Source organism: Fibrobacter sp. UBA4297 (genome assembly GCF_002394865.1).
Lineage (GTDB): Bacteria > Fibrobacterota > Fibrobacteria > Fibrobacterales > Fibrobacteraceae > Fibrobacter.
This window is the reverse complement of record NZ_DGUZ01000017.1, coordinates 82,618-97,836: the sequence shown is the minus strand read 5'-3', so window position 1 is coordinate 97,836 and position 15,219 is coordinate 82,618. Positions and strand designations below refer to the sequence as shown.

The 15,219-nt window shown below is 49.2% G+C and carries 12 protein-coding genes; 3 read left to right on the top strand and 9 right to left on the bottom strand.

What is annotated here, in order from left to right; translation table 11 throughout:
• Positions 1–85: 85 nt before the first annotated feature.
• Together B3A20_RS08685 and B3A20_RS08680 are read right to left on the bottom strand one after the other, a co-directional pair.
• Positions 86–1,093, bottom strand: a complete 1,008-nt coding sequence (locus B3A20_RS08685) for an FISUMP domain-containing protein (protein ID WP_290763630.1) — start codon at positions 1,091–1,093, stop codon at positions 86–88.
• Between the two features lie 87 nt (positions 1,094–1,180).
• Positions 1,181–1,951: a phosphatase PAP2 family protein gene (locus B3A20_RS08680; RefSeq protein WP_290763627.1), complete on the bottom strand. Its 771-nt coding sequence runs from the start codon at positions 1,949–1,951 to the stop codon at positions 1,181–1,183.
• A 178-nt stretch (positions 1,952–2,129) separates the two neighbouring features.
• Between B3A20_RS08680 and B3A20_RS08675 the strand changes: the two genes are divergently transcribed.
• Positions 2,130–3,083 carry an ArsR/SmtB family transcription factor gene (locus tag B3A20_RS08675; RefSeq protein ID WP_290763625.1) on the top strand — a complete coding sequence of 318 codons (954 nt, stop codon included), beginning with the start codon at positions 2,130–2,132 and terminating at the stop codon, positions 3,081–3,083.
• A 374-nt stretch (positions 3,084–3,457) separates the two neighbouring features.
• Entirely contained in the window at positions 3,458–6,067 is a 2,610-nt protein-coding gene (locus B3A20_RS08670; protein WP_290763622.1) for a YfhO family protein, read from the top strand.
• Positions 6,068–6,825: 758 nt separating this feature from the next.
• Here the strand turns inward: B3A20_RS08670 and ilvC are convergent.
• The 6 genes from ilvC to B3A20_RS08640 all read right to left on the bottom strand — a co-directional run bounded on the left by ilvC (position 6,826) and on the right by B3A20_RS08640 (position 13,385).
• Positions 6,826–8,304 carry a ketol-acid reductoisomerase gene (ilvC, locus tag B3A20_RS08665; protein ID WP_290763620.1) on the bottom strand — a complete coding sequence of 493 codons (1,479 nt, stop codon included), beginning with the start codon at positions 8,302–8,304 and terminating at the stop codon, positions 6,826–6,828.
• 209 nt (positions 8,305–8,513) lie between these two features.
• The gene (locus tag B3A20_RS08660; protein ID WP_290763618.1) at positions 8,514–10,448 is read right to left on the bottom strand and encodes an FISUMP domain-containing protein; all 1,935 of its coding nucleotides are present in this window, start codon (positions 10,446–10,448) and stop codon (positions 8,514–8,516) included.
• Between the two features lie 99 nt (positions 10,449–10,547).
• Complete coding sequence (locus tag B3A20_RS08655; RefSeq protein ID WP_290763616.1) at positions 10,548–10,913, bottom strand: helix-turn-helix transcriptional regulator; 366 nt, start codon at positions 10,911–10,913, stop codon at positions 10,548–10,550.
• Between the two features lie 255 nt (positions 10,914–11,168).
• Positions 11,169–11,300, bottom strand: a complete 132-nt coding sequence (locus tag B3A20_RS08650; RefSeq protein ID WP_290763614.1) for a hypothetical protein — start codon at positions 11,298–11,300, stop codon at positions 11,169–11,171.
• A gap of 278 nt (positions 11,301–11,578) precedes the next feature.
• Complete coding sequence (locus tag B3A20_RS08645) at positions 11,579–12,529, bottom strand: fibrobacter succinogenes major paralogous domain-containing protein (RefSeq protein WP_290763612.1); 951 nt, start codon at positions 12,527–12,529, stop codon at positions 11,579–11,581.
• Positions 12,530–12,674: 145 nt separating this feature from the next.
• Positions 12,675–13,385: an SDR family NAD(P)-dependent oxidoreductase gene (locus B3A20_RS08640; protein ID WP_290763611.1), complete on the bottom strand. Its 711-nt coding sequence runs from the start codon at positions 13,383–13,385 to the stop codon at positions 12,675–12,677.
• A gap of 449 nt (positions 13,386–13,834) precedes the next feature.
• On the opposite strand from B3A20_RS08640, the gene B3A20_RS08635 reads away from it, so the two are divergent.
• Positions 13,835–14,227, top strand: coding sequence for a helix-turn-helix transcriptional regulator (locus tag B3A20_RS08635; protein WP_290763609.1), 393 nt, complete (start codon positions 13,835–13,837; stop codon positions 14,225–14,227).
• A 21-nt stretch (positions 14,228–14,248) separates the two neighbouring features.
• Here the strand turns inward: B3A20_RS08635 and B3A20_RS08630 are convergent, their stop codons facing one another.
• Positions 14,249–15,154 carry an MBL fold metallo-hydrolase gene (locus B3A20_RS08630; RefSeq protein WP_290763607.1) on the bottom strand — a complete coding sequence of 302 codons (906 nt, stop codon included), beginning with the start codon at positions 15,152–15,154 and terminating at the stop codon, positions 14,249–14,251.
• Between the last annotated feature and the right edge of the window lie 65 nt (positions 15,155–15,219).

Sequence of the window (15,219 nt, the reverse complement as noted above, 5' to 3'; positions counted from 1 at the left end):
TTTCTATACTGTACGCATTTTTTGCAATTAGCGATTAATAGTTTACCACGGTGTTCGCCGTTCAGGACGACGAGTTGCCAAAGCATCAATCCGCAACACAGCGAACATAAAGCCCTTTGTAAACACTTACATCCGTACGTTCAATATCCTTGTCTTGACGATTGAATTCCCAGGAGCGCGCTGTATTGGGCTGGATGGAACTTCTGGACCAGTAATGCCCGGAATTCATGCCATCGCAGAAATTGTCCCAATCCTGGCAACCGCCCTGCCCAAGATTGTCCCAATCCAGCGTTGCACGATCTTTCTGGAAATCGCGCCATTCGCCGTCATCCGGCAAATGCCAACCTTTTGGACAAGCCTTGAGAGCATCATCATAGGTGTAGTAGCGCCCGAATTTTTCACAGAAAGATTTATCGTCTACATAGCACTGTTTTTCAGAAGTCACACTAAACGCCAGATTTTTCATCATCCAGATTTTGCCACCGCGAACGCCGACCTTGTATTTTTTGTTATCGCGTTTATCTGTAAAAATCATATCCTTTGAGGAGATATTCTTTTCGGCAAACTGGTCTCGAGGAAAGACGCAACGGATTTGAACGGCATCCGCATCTTCGATATCGACATACTTTGTGATTCCGCGTTTGGTTTCAAACCTTATCGCATGATTCGCAGGACCACGAACGGCAAAGTAAACAAAGCCCTTACGAGCATTCACGACTTCATCAAATTCAAACTTGTAAAAGCCTCGCGACGAATGTCCAACAAAGTCGCCCATGCTCTGGATTTTATCAGGGCCACTAAACTTATCTTCAACGAGTTCATCCCAATCAGTTTCATCCGGGAGTTGCGTACCCTCCGGGCACGAAGCCTTCCAGCTGTCGCTACGGTAATAGGGATTTCCCTCTTCGTCCGTAAAGAACGCGGTCTTGCTGTACTTGAGACTTTGCTTAAACCAGTTTAGAGAGCCCGAGGGAATTCCGCGGTAAACACGCCCATCCCTATAATCCTTAAACTCTGCTGCGTAATTATGGCTGACCACAGACACGGTCAAAATAGCAACGGCGCACAAGTGACGCCACACCTCATCCAACATCAATAAACCTCACAAACATAGTCGACTTACGAAGTAAGCCTACACAATATATATACGCTTTTTCACAAAAAATGCTATAAAAAAATGTCAAAAATAAAAAATTGCGCCAATATTGCCCGGAATCGCCCAAAAAGAAATATTCTTTTTACAAATCTCATGCAATTTGAGGACACCCAAGCTCACGCCTGTCCCCACAAGCGATCCAACTACAACATCAGTAGGATAATGTTTACCCGCAACCACTCGCAAGGCTCCAACTGCCGCGGCTAGCGTCAATGACGAAGCCCAGACAAGATTTTTGTACTGGGAGTTCGGGTAAATTTCAGAGAACCATTCGCCCGTAAACACCGCCACCGTAAACGCAGCCGAAGCATGCCCAGAATAAAACGAGCCATAAGCTTCCCCACGTGCAGACTCCGCTTTTTTACGGCCTTCGCCGCGTTCGGCGTAAATGAACGGGCGCGGCCACAACTGCGTAGAACGCACCAACTGATTCAAGGCGTTCTGCAAAGCAATCGCTTCCACAAACATGAACGTAAAGGTACCAAAGTCATGACCATCGGCATCGCCCTTGTACCAAGAGTACCCTGCCAACACCAATGGTGCGACAGCCAAGGCTCCCGAATAATGGCTCACGGTCATAGCCCACCCGCTGTAATGCCCAGCAAACGGGCGGTCCCAAGGCAACAGTTCTGATTTCGGTTTCAAGTCGCTCGAAGAGATGCGAGACATTCCGTAATACTGATAAACGCCCAGCACCGAGGTCATGACGATTCCAAGCGAAAGCGGAACATCTAAGCGGACAGAAACTTCGTAATGACGAGGTACTGGATTTTCTACGGGGAGTGCGCTGGACATGTTCCGTGATGTGCCGGACGCGATTTCAGATGCGACGGGTGCACAAAAGACAAGCGTAGCCAAACACAACACCGCAAAAAGCGCTTGAAACAAGCTTTTAAATCGCCCAGAAAACATCAAAAGTCCATTAAAAATTTATATTCACAAAGACAAACATAAAAAAGTATTGGCGGACCACGTGACAAATTCGAATTTAAACCAGAACCGAGAACCGATTATCCCGAACATGGAACTTTTTGGAGCCATTTCCGACGAAATGCGCCTCAAGATATTGCTCCTCCTGGACCAGTCCGAATTTACAGTCAACGAAATCAAGGACATTCTAGACATCCACCAGAGTAATGCAAGCCGCCACTTGGCAAAGCTTTCGCAATGCGGGCTCGTGAAAGACCGCCGCGACGGCATCAAGGCTTATTACCGCCTGAGTGAAGAACTTTACATGAGCAGCCGCCTATTGCAGATTATCCGCGAAGCCTACGACGAACTGCAGGACAAGGATATTCTCAAGTGCCGCGCCGCACAAGCGCTCGAAGAACGCACCGACAAGACCAAGGGACAAATCCACAAGCTCGACCAGGCCGGCGGTAGCCTCAAGGCGCAAATCAGCCTGTTCAGCAAGCTCATGGTGCCATTTGAAAACGCCGTGGACATCGGTTGCGGCGAAGGCGGAGACCTCTCGCTGATGCTCGCCAGCCGCTGCAAGAACGTGACGGCCCTCGACTATGACCCGAAAATCATCAGCGGATTCCAGCAGATTTTGCACCAGAAGGGCATCGAAAACGTGATGCCGAAAGTCGCCGACATGACGCAGACGGGCCTTCCGTCCAACTACGCAGACCTCGTCTTGATGAGCCAAGTGCTCCACCATGCAACCGACCCGCGCCTTGCCCTCAAGGAAGCGACCCGCATCTTGAAACCGGGTGGAATGCTTGCGCTTTTGGACCTCGCCCAGCACAAGGAAGAATCATTCCGCACGACCCACGGCCACATTTGGCTTGGTTTTGAACGTAGCCAGCTCGAATTCTTTGTGAAGGAGCTCAACTGCAAGGTCGTCGAAAGCGAAATCATCCCGAGTGAAAACGAAGTCGACAAAAAGCTCCCCGTGATTTGCATGATTATCACGAAAGAGTAGCGCCGGGGGCGCAGTTGGCAGAGCTTAGCCCGCTTCGCTCTTAGAACTTAGTTTTTTTCTTTTAGAGAGAAGAGAGTGTTCTAAGTTCTAAGTTCTAAGTTCCAAGCTCAAAGTTCTAAAAATCACTTGACCGTTTTGCGAAAAACAAATATCTTTATAAAAAAAGCCAAGGAGAAACCTTATGGGAAAATTGATTAAGTACGTCGTCATTGCCGCAGTGTGCATCATTTCTGCATTCGGCATCTACAGCCTCGTCAAGACCGCCAAGACCGACGAAAACACGCTCGAATAACTTCGACAGCAAATTCGTTCAAAAGCAAACAATTTAACAAACCGTAGTGGGCTTCCTCTGCGGTATTTTTATATTTCCTGACATGAATTTCCTCAACAAGAAACCTGCATTCTTTGTGGCTATGGCCACAGTTTTCTTTGCGATTTTGCTGTTCGTCTTCCGCGATTTCGCATTCGATTCCAGTCAACTCATGCTCAACAGCGACCAGCTGAACGGCATCGGCAGCCGCATTTTGCGCACGTTCGACGTCATCCTCACGGAATGGGACGATAGCCGCCTTGGCGGTGTCCCGACGATTGACGCACTCTTTGCCGACGCTTACCATCCGCTCGTGTGGACTCAGTTCATCATGGATCCGGCACGCGCCGTCGGTTTCAAGTTCATCTTGACCGTGTGGGTTGCCTTCATGAGCGCGATGCTCCTCGCCTGGAACTTGACCGGCAACAAGTGGTGGGGTTCTCTCCTCGGATTCCTCTACGCATTTTCGCCGGAATATTTCACTTACATTTACGGTGGTCACGATGGAAAGATGATGGTCTTTGCGATTGCCCCGTTGGCACTCCTTGCCATCCGTAAAATCGTCCGCGACGGAAGCCTCCCCTACCTCATCGTCTTTGCGCTGAGCGTCACCTGGATGATTCTAGGGAGCCACTTGCAGCTCACGTATCTCTTCTTGTGGGGTGCAGGGCTTTACACGCTCTACGAAGCCGCATTCCATTGCAACACGCTTGCTGTACGCGGTAAACGCGTCGGGCTTGCAGCCGCAGCACTCGCCTTTGGACTTGCCCTCAGCTGTTTCCAGATTATCCCGCCTTACCTCTACACTACAACACAGTCCGTTCGCGGTGAAGGAGAACACACCAATTACGGTCACGCCGTAAGCTGGTCCTTCCATCAGGAAGAAATGGCGCAAATGCTCATTCCGGGATTCATCGGAGTCGATGTCTACGAACAGGACGAAAAGACAAACGATTTGAAGAGCAGTTCCTTGGTCAACATCACCATGGACGAATACCGCAAGATGGCCGAAGCCGGCAGTCAAGGCAGCCCGTTCTACTGGGGCCACAACAGCTTCAAGCTCGACCACAACAATGCGGGCGCACTCCTCACGTTCCTCGGATTCCTCTGCTTGTTCCTCCCGGGCAAGCGCCGCTGGGCAAGTTTCTGGGGACTCGGAGCCGTCGTCGCTTTGAGCTACGGCATGGGCGATCATTCCCCGCTCTTCAAGCTCTGGTACAATATTCTGCCGGGCGTCAAGAACTTCCGCGCTCCGGGTATGGCACTATTCTGGCTCCCGCTCTTGCTCGTAATGATGGCAGGCCCCGTACTCAAGGCCATCTCTGATGAAAGCGAAGATGCCGCCAAGAACCGTCGCGCCCTGTTGCACGGAACCGCGATGTTCGTCATTCTGCTTTTGCTCGTCGTGATTGCACGTTTCAACTGGACACTCTTTATCAGCCCGTTCGGATTTGTCGTCTGCCTCGCCTACGCAGCAGCATGCCTCGGTGTGATGAGCCTCGATGATCAAGGCAAAGCAATTAACGTCAAGAACTTTGTCGATGCATTCAAGTCCAAGCTTCCGGGAACTTCTAGAAGCGTCCAGGCAGCCGTCGTTATCGGATTTGCAATCATCGGGCTCTTCCTCATGAGCGGACAAAAGCTCTTGAACGACCCAGTGACCGCCCCGTACTTCAAACCGCTGAACGAAGTCGCGATGAACGCCACCGCCTCAAAGATTCTCCCGAGCTTCATCTTGATTCTCGTTGTGATTGGCGCAAGCATCGCCGTGTTCAAATGGAAAGGGAGCACACCCGCCAAGGTCGGAATCCTCGCCCTTGTCGCTGGCATCGAACTTTTGACCATCAATGGCGCATTTATCCAAAACGTTCCCGCCAATGAATACCTGCAGCCAAACAATGGCGTTGTTGCGGCACTTAAGGCTCCATACAAAGCAGACTCCATCAACCAACCACGCGTGCTTTCGCTCTCCCGCAACAAGGCTCTCAGCGGAAACATCTTCCCGCAATACCACATGCGCAATGCAGACGGTTTCCACGACAACGAGCTCTCAAGCTATCGCGAGTTCCGTGGCGGTCAAGGCAATGCGAACTATCTCTTGAACATCAACGACCAAAGCGCACCGCACCCGTTCCTTGACTTGATGAACATCAACGCCATCATCTTCGACACGCAGCGCGGAACAAGCTACATGCCGATTACAACCGCCATGGGCGAAGCCTACATCTACGGTGAATCCACCACGATGGATGATGCCAAAGCCATTGACGCGCTCAAGAACGGCTTTGAATACCGCGAAAAAGTCATCCTCTCCGAAGAACCGCAAAACAAGGGCGAAGGCGGAGTCGCACAGGGCAAGGCAAAGCTCGTTGCAAGCCCGAAGATGGACACGCAAGTGTATCAGGTCGAAAGCGACCGTGCAGGCTTTATGGTCGTCGCAGGCAACTACCACCCCTACTGGAAAGCGACAGTCAACGGCAAGGAAGCCAAGGTCTACAAGGCATTCGGCAACCTCCGCGCAGTCGAAATCCCGAAGGGCAAGTCCGAGGTCCGCATGGAATACCGCAGTAAGCCATTCCACGCCTGCCTCAAGGTGAGCCTGCTTGCAGCAATTCTGCTCATCGCCTTCGGCGCATACCTCTTCGTGAAAAGCAAGAAAACGAAGAACGCATAATACAACGCAAGACGCACCTGTAATACAAGACGCGCGCAATTCATAACAAGGCGCGCGCAATTCATAACAGGATGCGCGCGGTCCTATAACGAGATGCGCGAATCTTGACTTCGTCATATAAGACGCTCGCCAAACGCGAGCGTTTTTTACTCTTAAAAAAGCTTCAAAACCAACCTTCAATGCATATAAAAAACAATTTCTGCCTATTTTTATATGCACTGGCACTAAAAAAACGGCTATTTCAATCGTTATTTTATCAGCAAATCACAAGAACGAGCATATAAAAAAACATTTTCATTCAATTTATATGCATCAAGTTCCGAAAACATCTTTGCAAAAGACAATTTCAAGAAAAACAAAGCATATAAAAGTCATCATTTTTCCAGTTTTATATGCTCAGCAGCGCAAAAAAGCAGCATCTTAAGCATTATTTTATTTACAATATTTAAAAACAAGCATATAAATATACCAAAGCAGTCACTTTTATATGCACAATTCCTAAAAAAAGCATTATTCCAACATCATAAACAAAAAAAAATCCCGCCAGGGATTACCTGACGAGATTTTAAAACGTTCAAAGCTATGAACTGCGGTTTTATCGCCCCGCAAGTTTAATCAAGCAGAACGATTATCGAAAGTCGTATAATCAAGATTAGACAACTTTCTTCCCGCAAGTATAAGCGAGTATAGCAAGGCCGCAGACCCCGAAGCTGTACAAGTAGTACAGCGAGAGGGTCGAGAACGCCGCTAGACGAAGCTTAGACGACGCGGGTCATGCCAGACATGCGTTCGCGGAGCCATGCACCGACTTCTTCCACCGGATGCTGACGGATGTTCTTGTTCACCTTGATGAGTTCTTCGTTATCGACAGCGTTGGTATTGCCTTCGTTGAAGATATCGCCAATGTCGCCCTTCTTGACTTCGTTCTTCATGAAGTCTGCGAGGAGAGGAACGCACTTGTTAGCAAACAGGTAGCAGCCGTATTCTGCAGTATCGCTGATGACGCGGTTCATTTCGAACAGCTTCTTGCGAGCGATGAGGTTTGCAATGAGCGGAGTTTCGTGGAGGGATTCGTAGTAAGCGCTCATCGGCTTGATGCCCACAGAGCACATGGTTTCGAATGCAAGTTCCACACCGGCCTTGATCATAGCGGTCATGAGAACGCCACGGTCGAAGTATTCCTGTTCGGTGATCTGCTTGTCTGTTGCGGCAACCTTTTCGAATTCGAGTTCGCCGGTTTCACCACGCCACTTGAGGAGGTCCTTGTCGCCAGCTTCCCAGTCGACCATCATCGTGCTGGAGAACTTGCCAGAGATGATGTTGTCCTGATGTTCGCAGTAAAGCGGCTTCATGATCTTCTTCATCTTTTCAGCAAGTTCCGTTGCGCGGATCTTAGCCGGGTTGGAGAGACGGTCCATCATGTTCGTGATGCCACCATGCTTGAGGGCTTCGGAAATCGTTTCCCAGCCGTACTGGAGGAGCTTCACAGCGTAAGCCTTGTCGATACCGAATTCCTTCACCATCTTGTCGTAGCAAAGGATCGTACCGGTCTGGAGCATACCGCAAAGGATGGTCTGTTCGCCCATGAGGTCAGACTTCACTTCGGCGACGAAAGAGCTTTCGAGAACGCCCGGACGGTCAGCATGGAGACCAGCAGCGTAAGCCTTGGCATAGTCCCAGCCCTTGCCTTCAGGGTCGTTTTCCGGGTGAACAGCGATAAGACACGGCATGCCGAAACCACGGAGGTATTCAGAACGAACTTCGGAACCAGGTCCCTTCGGAGCGACCATGATCACGGTGATGTCCTTGCGGATTTCCTGGCCTTCTTCGACGATGTTGAAGCCATGGCTGTAAGAAAGAGCTGCGCCCTTCTTCATGAGCTTCATGATAGCCGGGATCACATTGTGGTGCTGCTTATCCGGTGTGAGGTTGCAAACGAGGTCTGCATCCGGAATCATTTCTTCATAGGTACCGACCTTGAAACCGTTTTCAGTAGCGTTCTTCCAAGACTGGCGCTTCTGTTCGATGGCTTCCTTGCGGAGCGTGTAGGAAACATCCAAACCGCTATCGCGAAGGTCGAGACCCTGATGGAGACCCTGAGCACCGCAACCGACGAACACAATCTTCTTACCCTTGAGGGCTTCAACACCACGGCTGAATTCAGAATGTTCCATGAAACGGCAGTGGCCAATTTCTTCAAGTTGGCGACGCATAGGGATAGAGTTGAAATAATTCATTTTTTTGAACCTCTGTTAAGTAAAATGTTCCAAGCGGAAAGATAGCAAAGTAAAGTGGAAAAAGTTACTAGTTTCCAGCCACTAGTTACTAGAAAACGTAAAAAAACGGGACTGGAGGGGGAAGCCTCCCCCTGATTGCAGCCCCGGTACGCCGGGTCTTCCATCACCCCTACTGCGGGCGCTCAGTCGCCGCCCCGCAACGCCCCGGCTTATTTATCCTTTAAGCAACGAACAGAAGTTCCCACATCCTTGCGGGTAGGCAAATCCACGTACGCTTCGTCTTCGTAGTTTTTCACGTGCGCATTATACGCCCAGTCACGATCTGTATCCTCCGTAGAACTCCAGAATTCCGCAAAGTGGCTTGCATCGTGGAATCCTTCACGGTCCCCCCAACCGACAGGCAAAGCGCAAAAACCAAACTCATCCGTACCATTCCCGTTGAAAAAAAAGTTACCCGAATTGATAACAAACCAGCCACTCTGCGATTTAAGAGCCTTGCCCACAGGAATGCCCACCGACAAAAACAGGGTATCCCACTCCGCTTGAGTTGGCAGGTGCCAATCCGGCGGGCAAACACCCTGTACCTTTGCAGGCAGGTTACATTTCCTGCCATAACCGCACACCTGCGGGGCGTTCGCATCGTTCGCTAACTTCACCGAATCGATGGCAGCAGCCCAAGTGTATAGGCGACCCGCCACGTCGCATTTCTTAGGATCATTATCGAAGCACCACGACCAATCATATTTATCCTCATCCGAACCACCCTGACCAGGATCAAAATCAAGGTTCTCCGCCATCCAGATCTGGTCGCCAATTTTTACTGTCCTATAAACCTTGCCATCACGTTCATCGGTCATAGTGCCGTAATTAATATTCGGATTCAAGTAAGCCTCTTTCGGTAAACTCCAATCAAAGCCATTCAAAGAGCTCGACGACCAGTCCTCACTTGACTTCGGCTCCCCCTTAACACAACGAACAGATAACCCGGTGTTCTTGTGGTAGGCGCCCTCCAGATACACACTCTTGTTAAGGGAGGACAAACTCATGCTGCACGAGTAGTAGCGATTGTCCTCCGTAGAACTCCAGAAGTACGCTCGATCGCCTTCATCGAAGAAGCTGTAGTCATTCAGGCCAACAGGCAAAGCGGAAAAGCCGACGTCATCCGTGCCACCACCACTTCTATACCAGCCATTAGAGGTCTTGAGTTTCATGCCCACTGTAGATTTATCACCGACCGCTGTAAATAATGTTTCAAATTCCTCCTTCGTAGGCAAGTGCCAGCCCGTAGGGCAAATTCCCCGTACCGCGCCGGTCAGGCCGCATTTTTTTTCGTAGCCGCAGTCCTGCGGGTTATCCGCATCATTCGCAAGTTTCACCGAGTCAATTGCCGCAGCCCAAGTGTAAAGGCGACCGGCCACATCGCAGGTTGTGCTATCCCCATTATCCTTCTTTCCAAAGCACCAACTTTTTTTCTTCACACTTAAATCCAAGGCATCATAGTAATTCAAGTTTTCAGCCATCCACACCTGATTACCAATCTTTACGGTTTTGTAAACCTTGCCATCACGTTCATCGGTCATAGTGCCGTAGTCAATATCTGGATTAAAACGACATTCCTTCGGCACATCCCAGCTCCAACCCGTTTCGTTTTCCAGAAGTGCCGTACAATTTACCTTGCCCTCACGACTACTAGAACTTGACTCAGTTTCGCTAGAGCTAGACAGCACATCAGTAGAGCTACTACTCGACAGATTCTCGGTCCCTTCGGCTGAACTCAGGGCAGGCTCCGCCGAGGATGACGAACGCACGAAGCTGCTCGACTCTGCGACGCTAGACGAGGACTCCGCCAAACTGCTACTGGATTCTTCGCTTGCGCTCAGAATGACGGATGATGAGCTACTCGACTTCACCGAACTTGACGATTCTTTATCATCTTTTTCTTCTTTCAACGACGAAGACTTTGTCTTATCACTACTCGACGAAGTCACTTCGGCTGTTTCGGCAGGCTCACCAGCCTTGTCTCCGCTCGAAGAGGACAATTCCACAACCGCTTCATCATCCTGCCCTGCAGATGCCGACGAACTGTCGTCGCACCCGACAAAGGCAAACGCCACCAAACCCATCGTCAGAAGAATCTTTTTCATAAAACCTCCGATAACCCGATATAATAAATTCTAAGCAAATGTAATTTATTTCGCCTAAAACGACAAAAAGGCGGCCTTGCGACCGCCTTACAAACAATCTTACTTCCCGAAAACAAAAAATGCTGCGGGATCCGTTCCGAAAATTTTGCCGAGTTTTAATGCCATCTTGCGGGAAACAGCCCTGCGTCCATTTTCCATAGCGCACAGGTTTTGCACCTGAATTCCAAGTTTCTCGGCCAGAGTCACTTGTGACCAGTTGCGCAAATCCCTATTCGCGACAATCATCTCTGCGGGTGTCGTCTCCAGAGACTTGAACCATTCCGACTCCTCAAAAGGAACGGCAACATCTTCATCACTGACGATTACATTCTCCGGTTTATAAGTGTCCTTCAAGAACCTGACAAGCGGAGCGGGGATATGCTTCGCCCTGATTTCAATACGGGGCCTTTTCACGACTGCCAGCATAATACACCTCAATATCTATAGAGCCATCTTTACAAGTCCAGCATGCCACCCAGTTAAGGGCCAGATGACAATGGTACCTGTCGCCTCCGAGCTTGGAGTAATGCCAAAACAATGGTTGAATCGGCCCGGAGACCTTGAGTGACTGGACGAGTGCCTTAAGCTTATTTTGTACAGCCTTCGGCATAATCGCAGCACTCCTTTGGGCTCTTTTGGTTATAGTTACATTGTACATAGTTGAATATAATCAGTTTTTGATTATTTGTCAAGTTTTTCGACAACCCACTCAGGCATTTCCCAAACACAATCAACAAAGCCATCACCAGTTGGTGTTTCGGATATAACCCTAAACGGGAAATCCTCTTTGCATTTTTCGATGTCGTTATTCATATAGCCTCCGTTTTGTGGTCGCAGTTTGCGACCGGTTTATTGTTAGAGGCGTTCCCTTCAATCCAAATTTCAGGATAAAAAAGAACGCACCTCGCCTTTCCTTAGACGAGATGCGTTCGGGGATGCAGTAATTGTACCTATATTTTACAACCGTGGCAAGGGGGCCCAAAAAAATTTACAATTCGTATTCGCCTTTTAGGGGACTCCTACGGAGTCCCTCGCTGCTCGGCTCGGCAATGCAGAAAAGCCAGCATTTCTGCGCTACATTTGCCTCACTGCTAGTCCTTGAGGCAGCGAACTGAGAACCCGTAGTCCTTGTAGAAGAAGCTCAGGGCCGCGTCGTCGGCGTCGTATTCCAAATACACGCGATACGCGTAGTTGCTACTGATTTCAGTAGAACTCCAAAAGTACACGCTGTAGCCCTCTTCATCGTAACTCACATCACTACCTCTGCGGCCAGCAGGCAACGCGGAAAAGCCGAAAGCATCCGCGCCGTTTCTATTATACCAATCCGTCTGCGACTTGAGAACCTTGCCTGCAGTCAATTCATCTCCCACCGCCGCGAACAAGGCGTTCCATTCTACCCGACTGGGCAAATGCCAGCCCTTGTCACAAATACCCTGAACTAAGGTCGCGGGTCTTGAAGCGAGGTCGCATTCCTTGCCATAGCCGCAGTCCTGCGGGTTGTCCGCATCGTTCACCAACTTCACAGAATCCATGGCAGCAGCCCAGGTATAAAGGCGACCGACTACGTCGCAATTTTCCGGTTCATTGTCATGACACCAAGACCATTCATATTCGTTCTCACCCGAACCGCCCCGACCGGGATCAAAGTTCAGGTTCTCAGCCATCCATACTTGGTCGCCAATTTTCACCGTCTTGTATGTTTTGCCATCGCGGCTATCGGTCATGGTGCCGTTATCAATATCAGGGTTAAAGCGGCACTCCTTCGGCACGTCCCAGCTCCAACCCGTTTCGCCTTCCAGAAGTTCCGAACAATTCACCTTGTCCGCAAAACTGCTGCTCGACTCCGACGTCACTTCAGAAGAAGACGATTCCTCGACACTAGACGAAGACTCTGCGACACTGCTACTAGCCCCTTCGACAGGCTCAGGGACCTTCGAGGAACTGCTCGACTGCGCTGTGATGCTGGAAGAATACGGTTCGTCGCCGTCCGGGGCTGCACTGCTGCTATTGTCGTCGCCACATGCCGAAAACGCTAGTATCAAGGGCAACAAAAAAAACAACTAAAGATTGCCACGTCGCCTTACGGCTCCTCGCAATGACGTTTCGCATAAATTCTCCTTCGCCTCGACAGCCTGTCATTCAACTGAAATATAACCTTTCCTACCCCACTTGTCCTGAAAGGGGACTTTACCCTTCCAATTTCCAGCCGCAGTCGTTGTGGTAAATCATCTGGCGGGTCATGCCGCCATCGATGCAGATGTTTTCGCCGGTGATGAAGCCGGCCTTGTCACTTGCAAGGTAAAGCACCATGTTCGCGATGTCAAGCGGATTGCCGACGCGGCCCGCAGGCTGCTGAGTGGCGTCGGGACCTTCGTAGACCTTGAAATCCGTATCAATCCAACCCGGCGAAATCGAGTTCACGCGCACACGGCCTGCGAAACTCACGGCAAGCGCATGCGTGAGGGCTGCAATCCCGCCCTTTGCCGCCGTATAGCTTTCAGTTTGCGGTTGACTCATGCGGTCGCGAGACGACGAGATATTTATAATGCTAGCGCCCTTTGCAAAATGCGGCGCGAAAAGTTTTGCAAAGTAGAACGGAGCGGTCACGCCGACAGCGAGCGCATAGCTGAATTCTTCGTAACTACATTCGTCAATACCCTTCATCAGCGGGAGTGCATTATTTACCAGCACATCCACGTGCCCGTATTTTTCGACAACGAACTGCGCAAATTTTTCGAGGACTTCCTTCTTTGAAAGGTCCCCGACAAAGCAGGGATTCTCGCGAATGTCAATATACGCGACCTTCGCGCCCTCTTTTTCAAATTCACTCACAATAGAAGCACCAATTCCATGCGCCCCGCCCGTCACCACGACCACTTTATTTTCAAACAATTTCATAAAGGTAAATATACATTCCAGTTCTTTTCAAGTGAACGACTGACAACCATAGACGACAAAATCAAGCTTTTTGCAAACGGTCGATTGCAAAATTTAGGGATTTCTCTTTTTTCAAATATTTCAATTGTAGATTTGGACTCCAAGTTTTTACTTGGAGTCCTTTTCAATATAGACGTAAAGAAAATTTCTTGACAGGAGAAAAGATTTTTCATATATTACGAATGTAATAACAAAACCAAAAATTCTAAAAGCAGTAAGGCTTATGCCCCAAAAAGAGCAAGTTCTCTTCGCCAAATTGGTAAGAGACTTGCACGAGAAAGGGCCTGTCCTACCCAACTGGCCGAACTACAAAAAACTTGTAAACACAAATACGCATCATTGCCACCTATCATACCACTGGGCGGCATGTTGGATCGAAACGATTAAAGGAATCGAACTGGAGGTCACCTATGTTGGAAGCCGTGAAAATGCGCCTTACTAGCAAGGCAAAAAACGGGACCGTTTTTACATTCGAAGGGAAAAACATCCCCGATTATCTCGTCATATTTTTAAAGTCCGCTTTTCCAAATGTAGAGGAAATCAAGTGCGATAATAACGAAAAATCCATAAACATTATGGATACCGACTGGTTCAAGGAAACGGAAGCCAGTTCCACTCCTGCAGAAAGCTTGAAACTTTTGCGAACAACCTTCGGCTATACGCAGCAACAGCTGGCAGACAAAGCAGGAATTACAAAGCAACAAGTATCCGCAATGGAACGAGGCAAAGAGCCTATCGGACGCAAAATGGCACATCGTCTCGCCAACGCTCTCGGAACTAGCTACAAGAACCTGTTCTGGTAACGATCTTTCTGCAAAAAACCTTTACTTCGCGAATCCGGGAGGCGGCAAGTGCATGCCTGCCATAAGGAGTTTATGTTCGCGTGCGTACTGCATAATGCGTTTGCGGCTTTCGGCTGATTTTACTTTGTCCATATCGTAATTGGAGCTGATTTCAGGATGGAACTTTTGCAAAGCGTAGCCGTGCATCAAGTCTCCGATTACGAGTAAATTCGAAATTTGGAAAACGGTATGTCCCGGCGTATGTCCCACGGCATCCATCGCAAGCACTCCATGCGGGAGACGATCGCCAAACGCAAACAAATGAAGGCTATCTTTATAAAGAGCCATGATGTTCTTTTGCAAATCATTTTTCGGGATATCATTCATCCAAGCATCATATTCCACCTTGCCTGCATAAACGGATGCATTCTTAAAAACCTTTTCCATCTTCCCGGCGCTACCGCTTTTCACGAGGCCTGCAATGTGGTCTGCATGGAAATGCGTCAAGTAAACAAGCCCGATAGAATCCGGATTCACTTTCAAAGCATCAAGACGCTTTAAAAGCTGTCCGCCCCACGCTCCAAGACCAGCATCAAACATGATGTACTTACCATCCGTTTTTACCAAGAACGTGCTGACAGAAGCTGGGAGGCCCGCAGGCATATTCAAACTTTCGTAAAGCGAATCGCTAGCATCGCTGAAAAGTTCGCGAGGCATCAGCTTTTTACCCTCGTTATCCTGAATCCAAGTGACCGAAGCTCCGTTCGCAAGCGTAATAGTTTTGGTTCCCTCGACAGCAGGCGTTTCCACTTTTGCAGACGTCTCGCGACTCAACGCGACCTTATTTTCTGTAGAATTTTTTGTTGAATTTTTCGATTCGTTGCAACCAACGACAGTCAAAGCAAGCGCTGCGATAAAAGGAATAAAAATATTGTCAAACAGTTTCATATGAGTAAATATATACTAAAAGACGCAGGATTACATTCGCAAACTTGACACACAAGACTCATTAT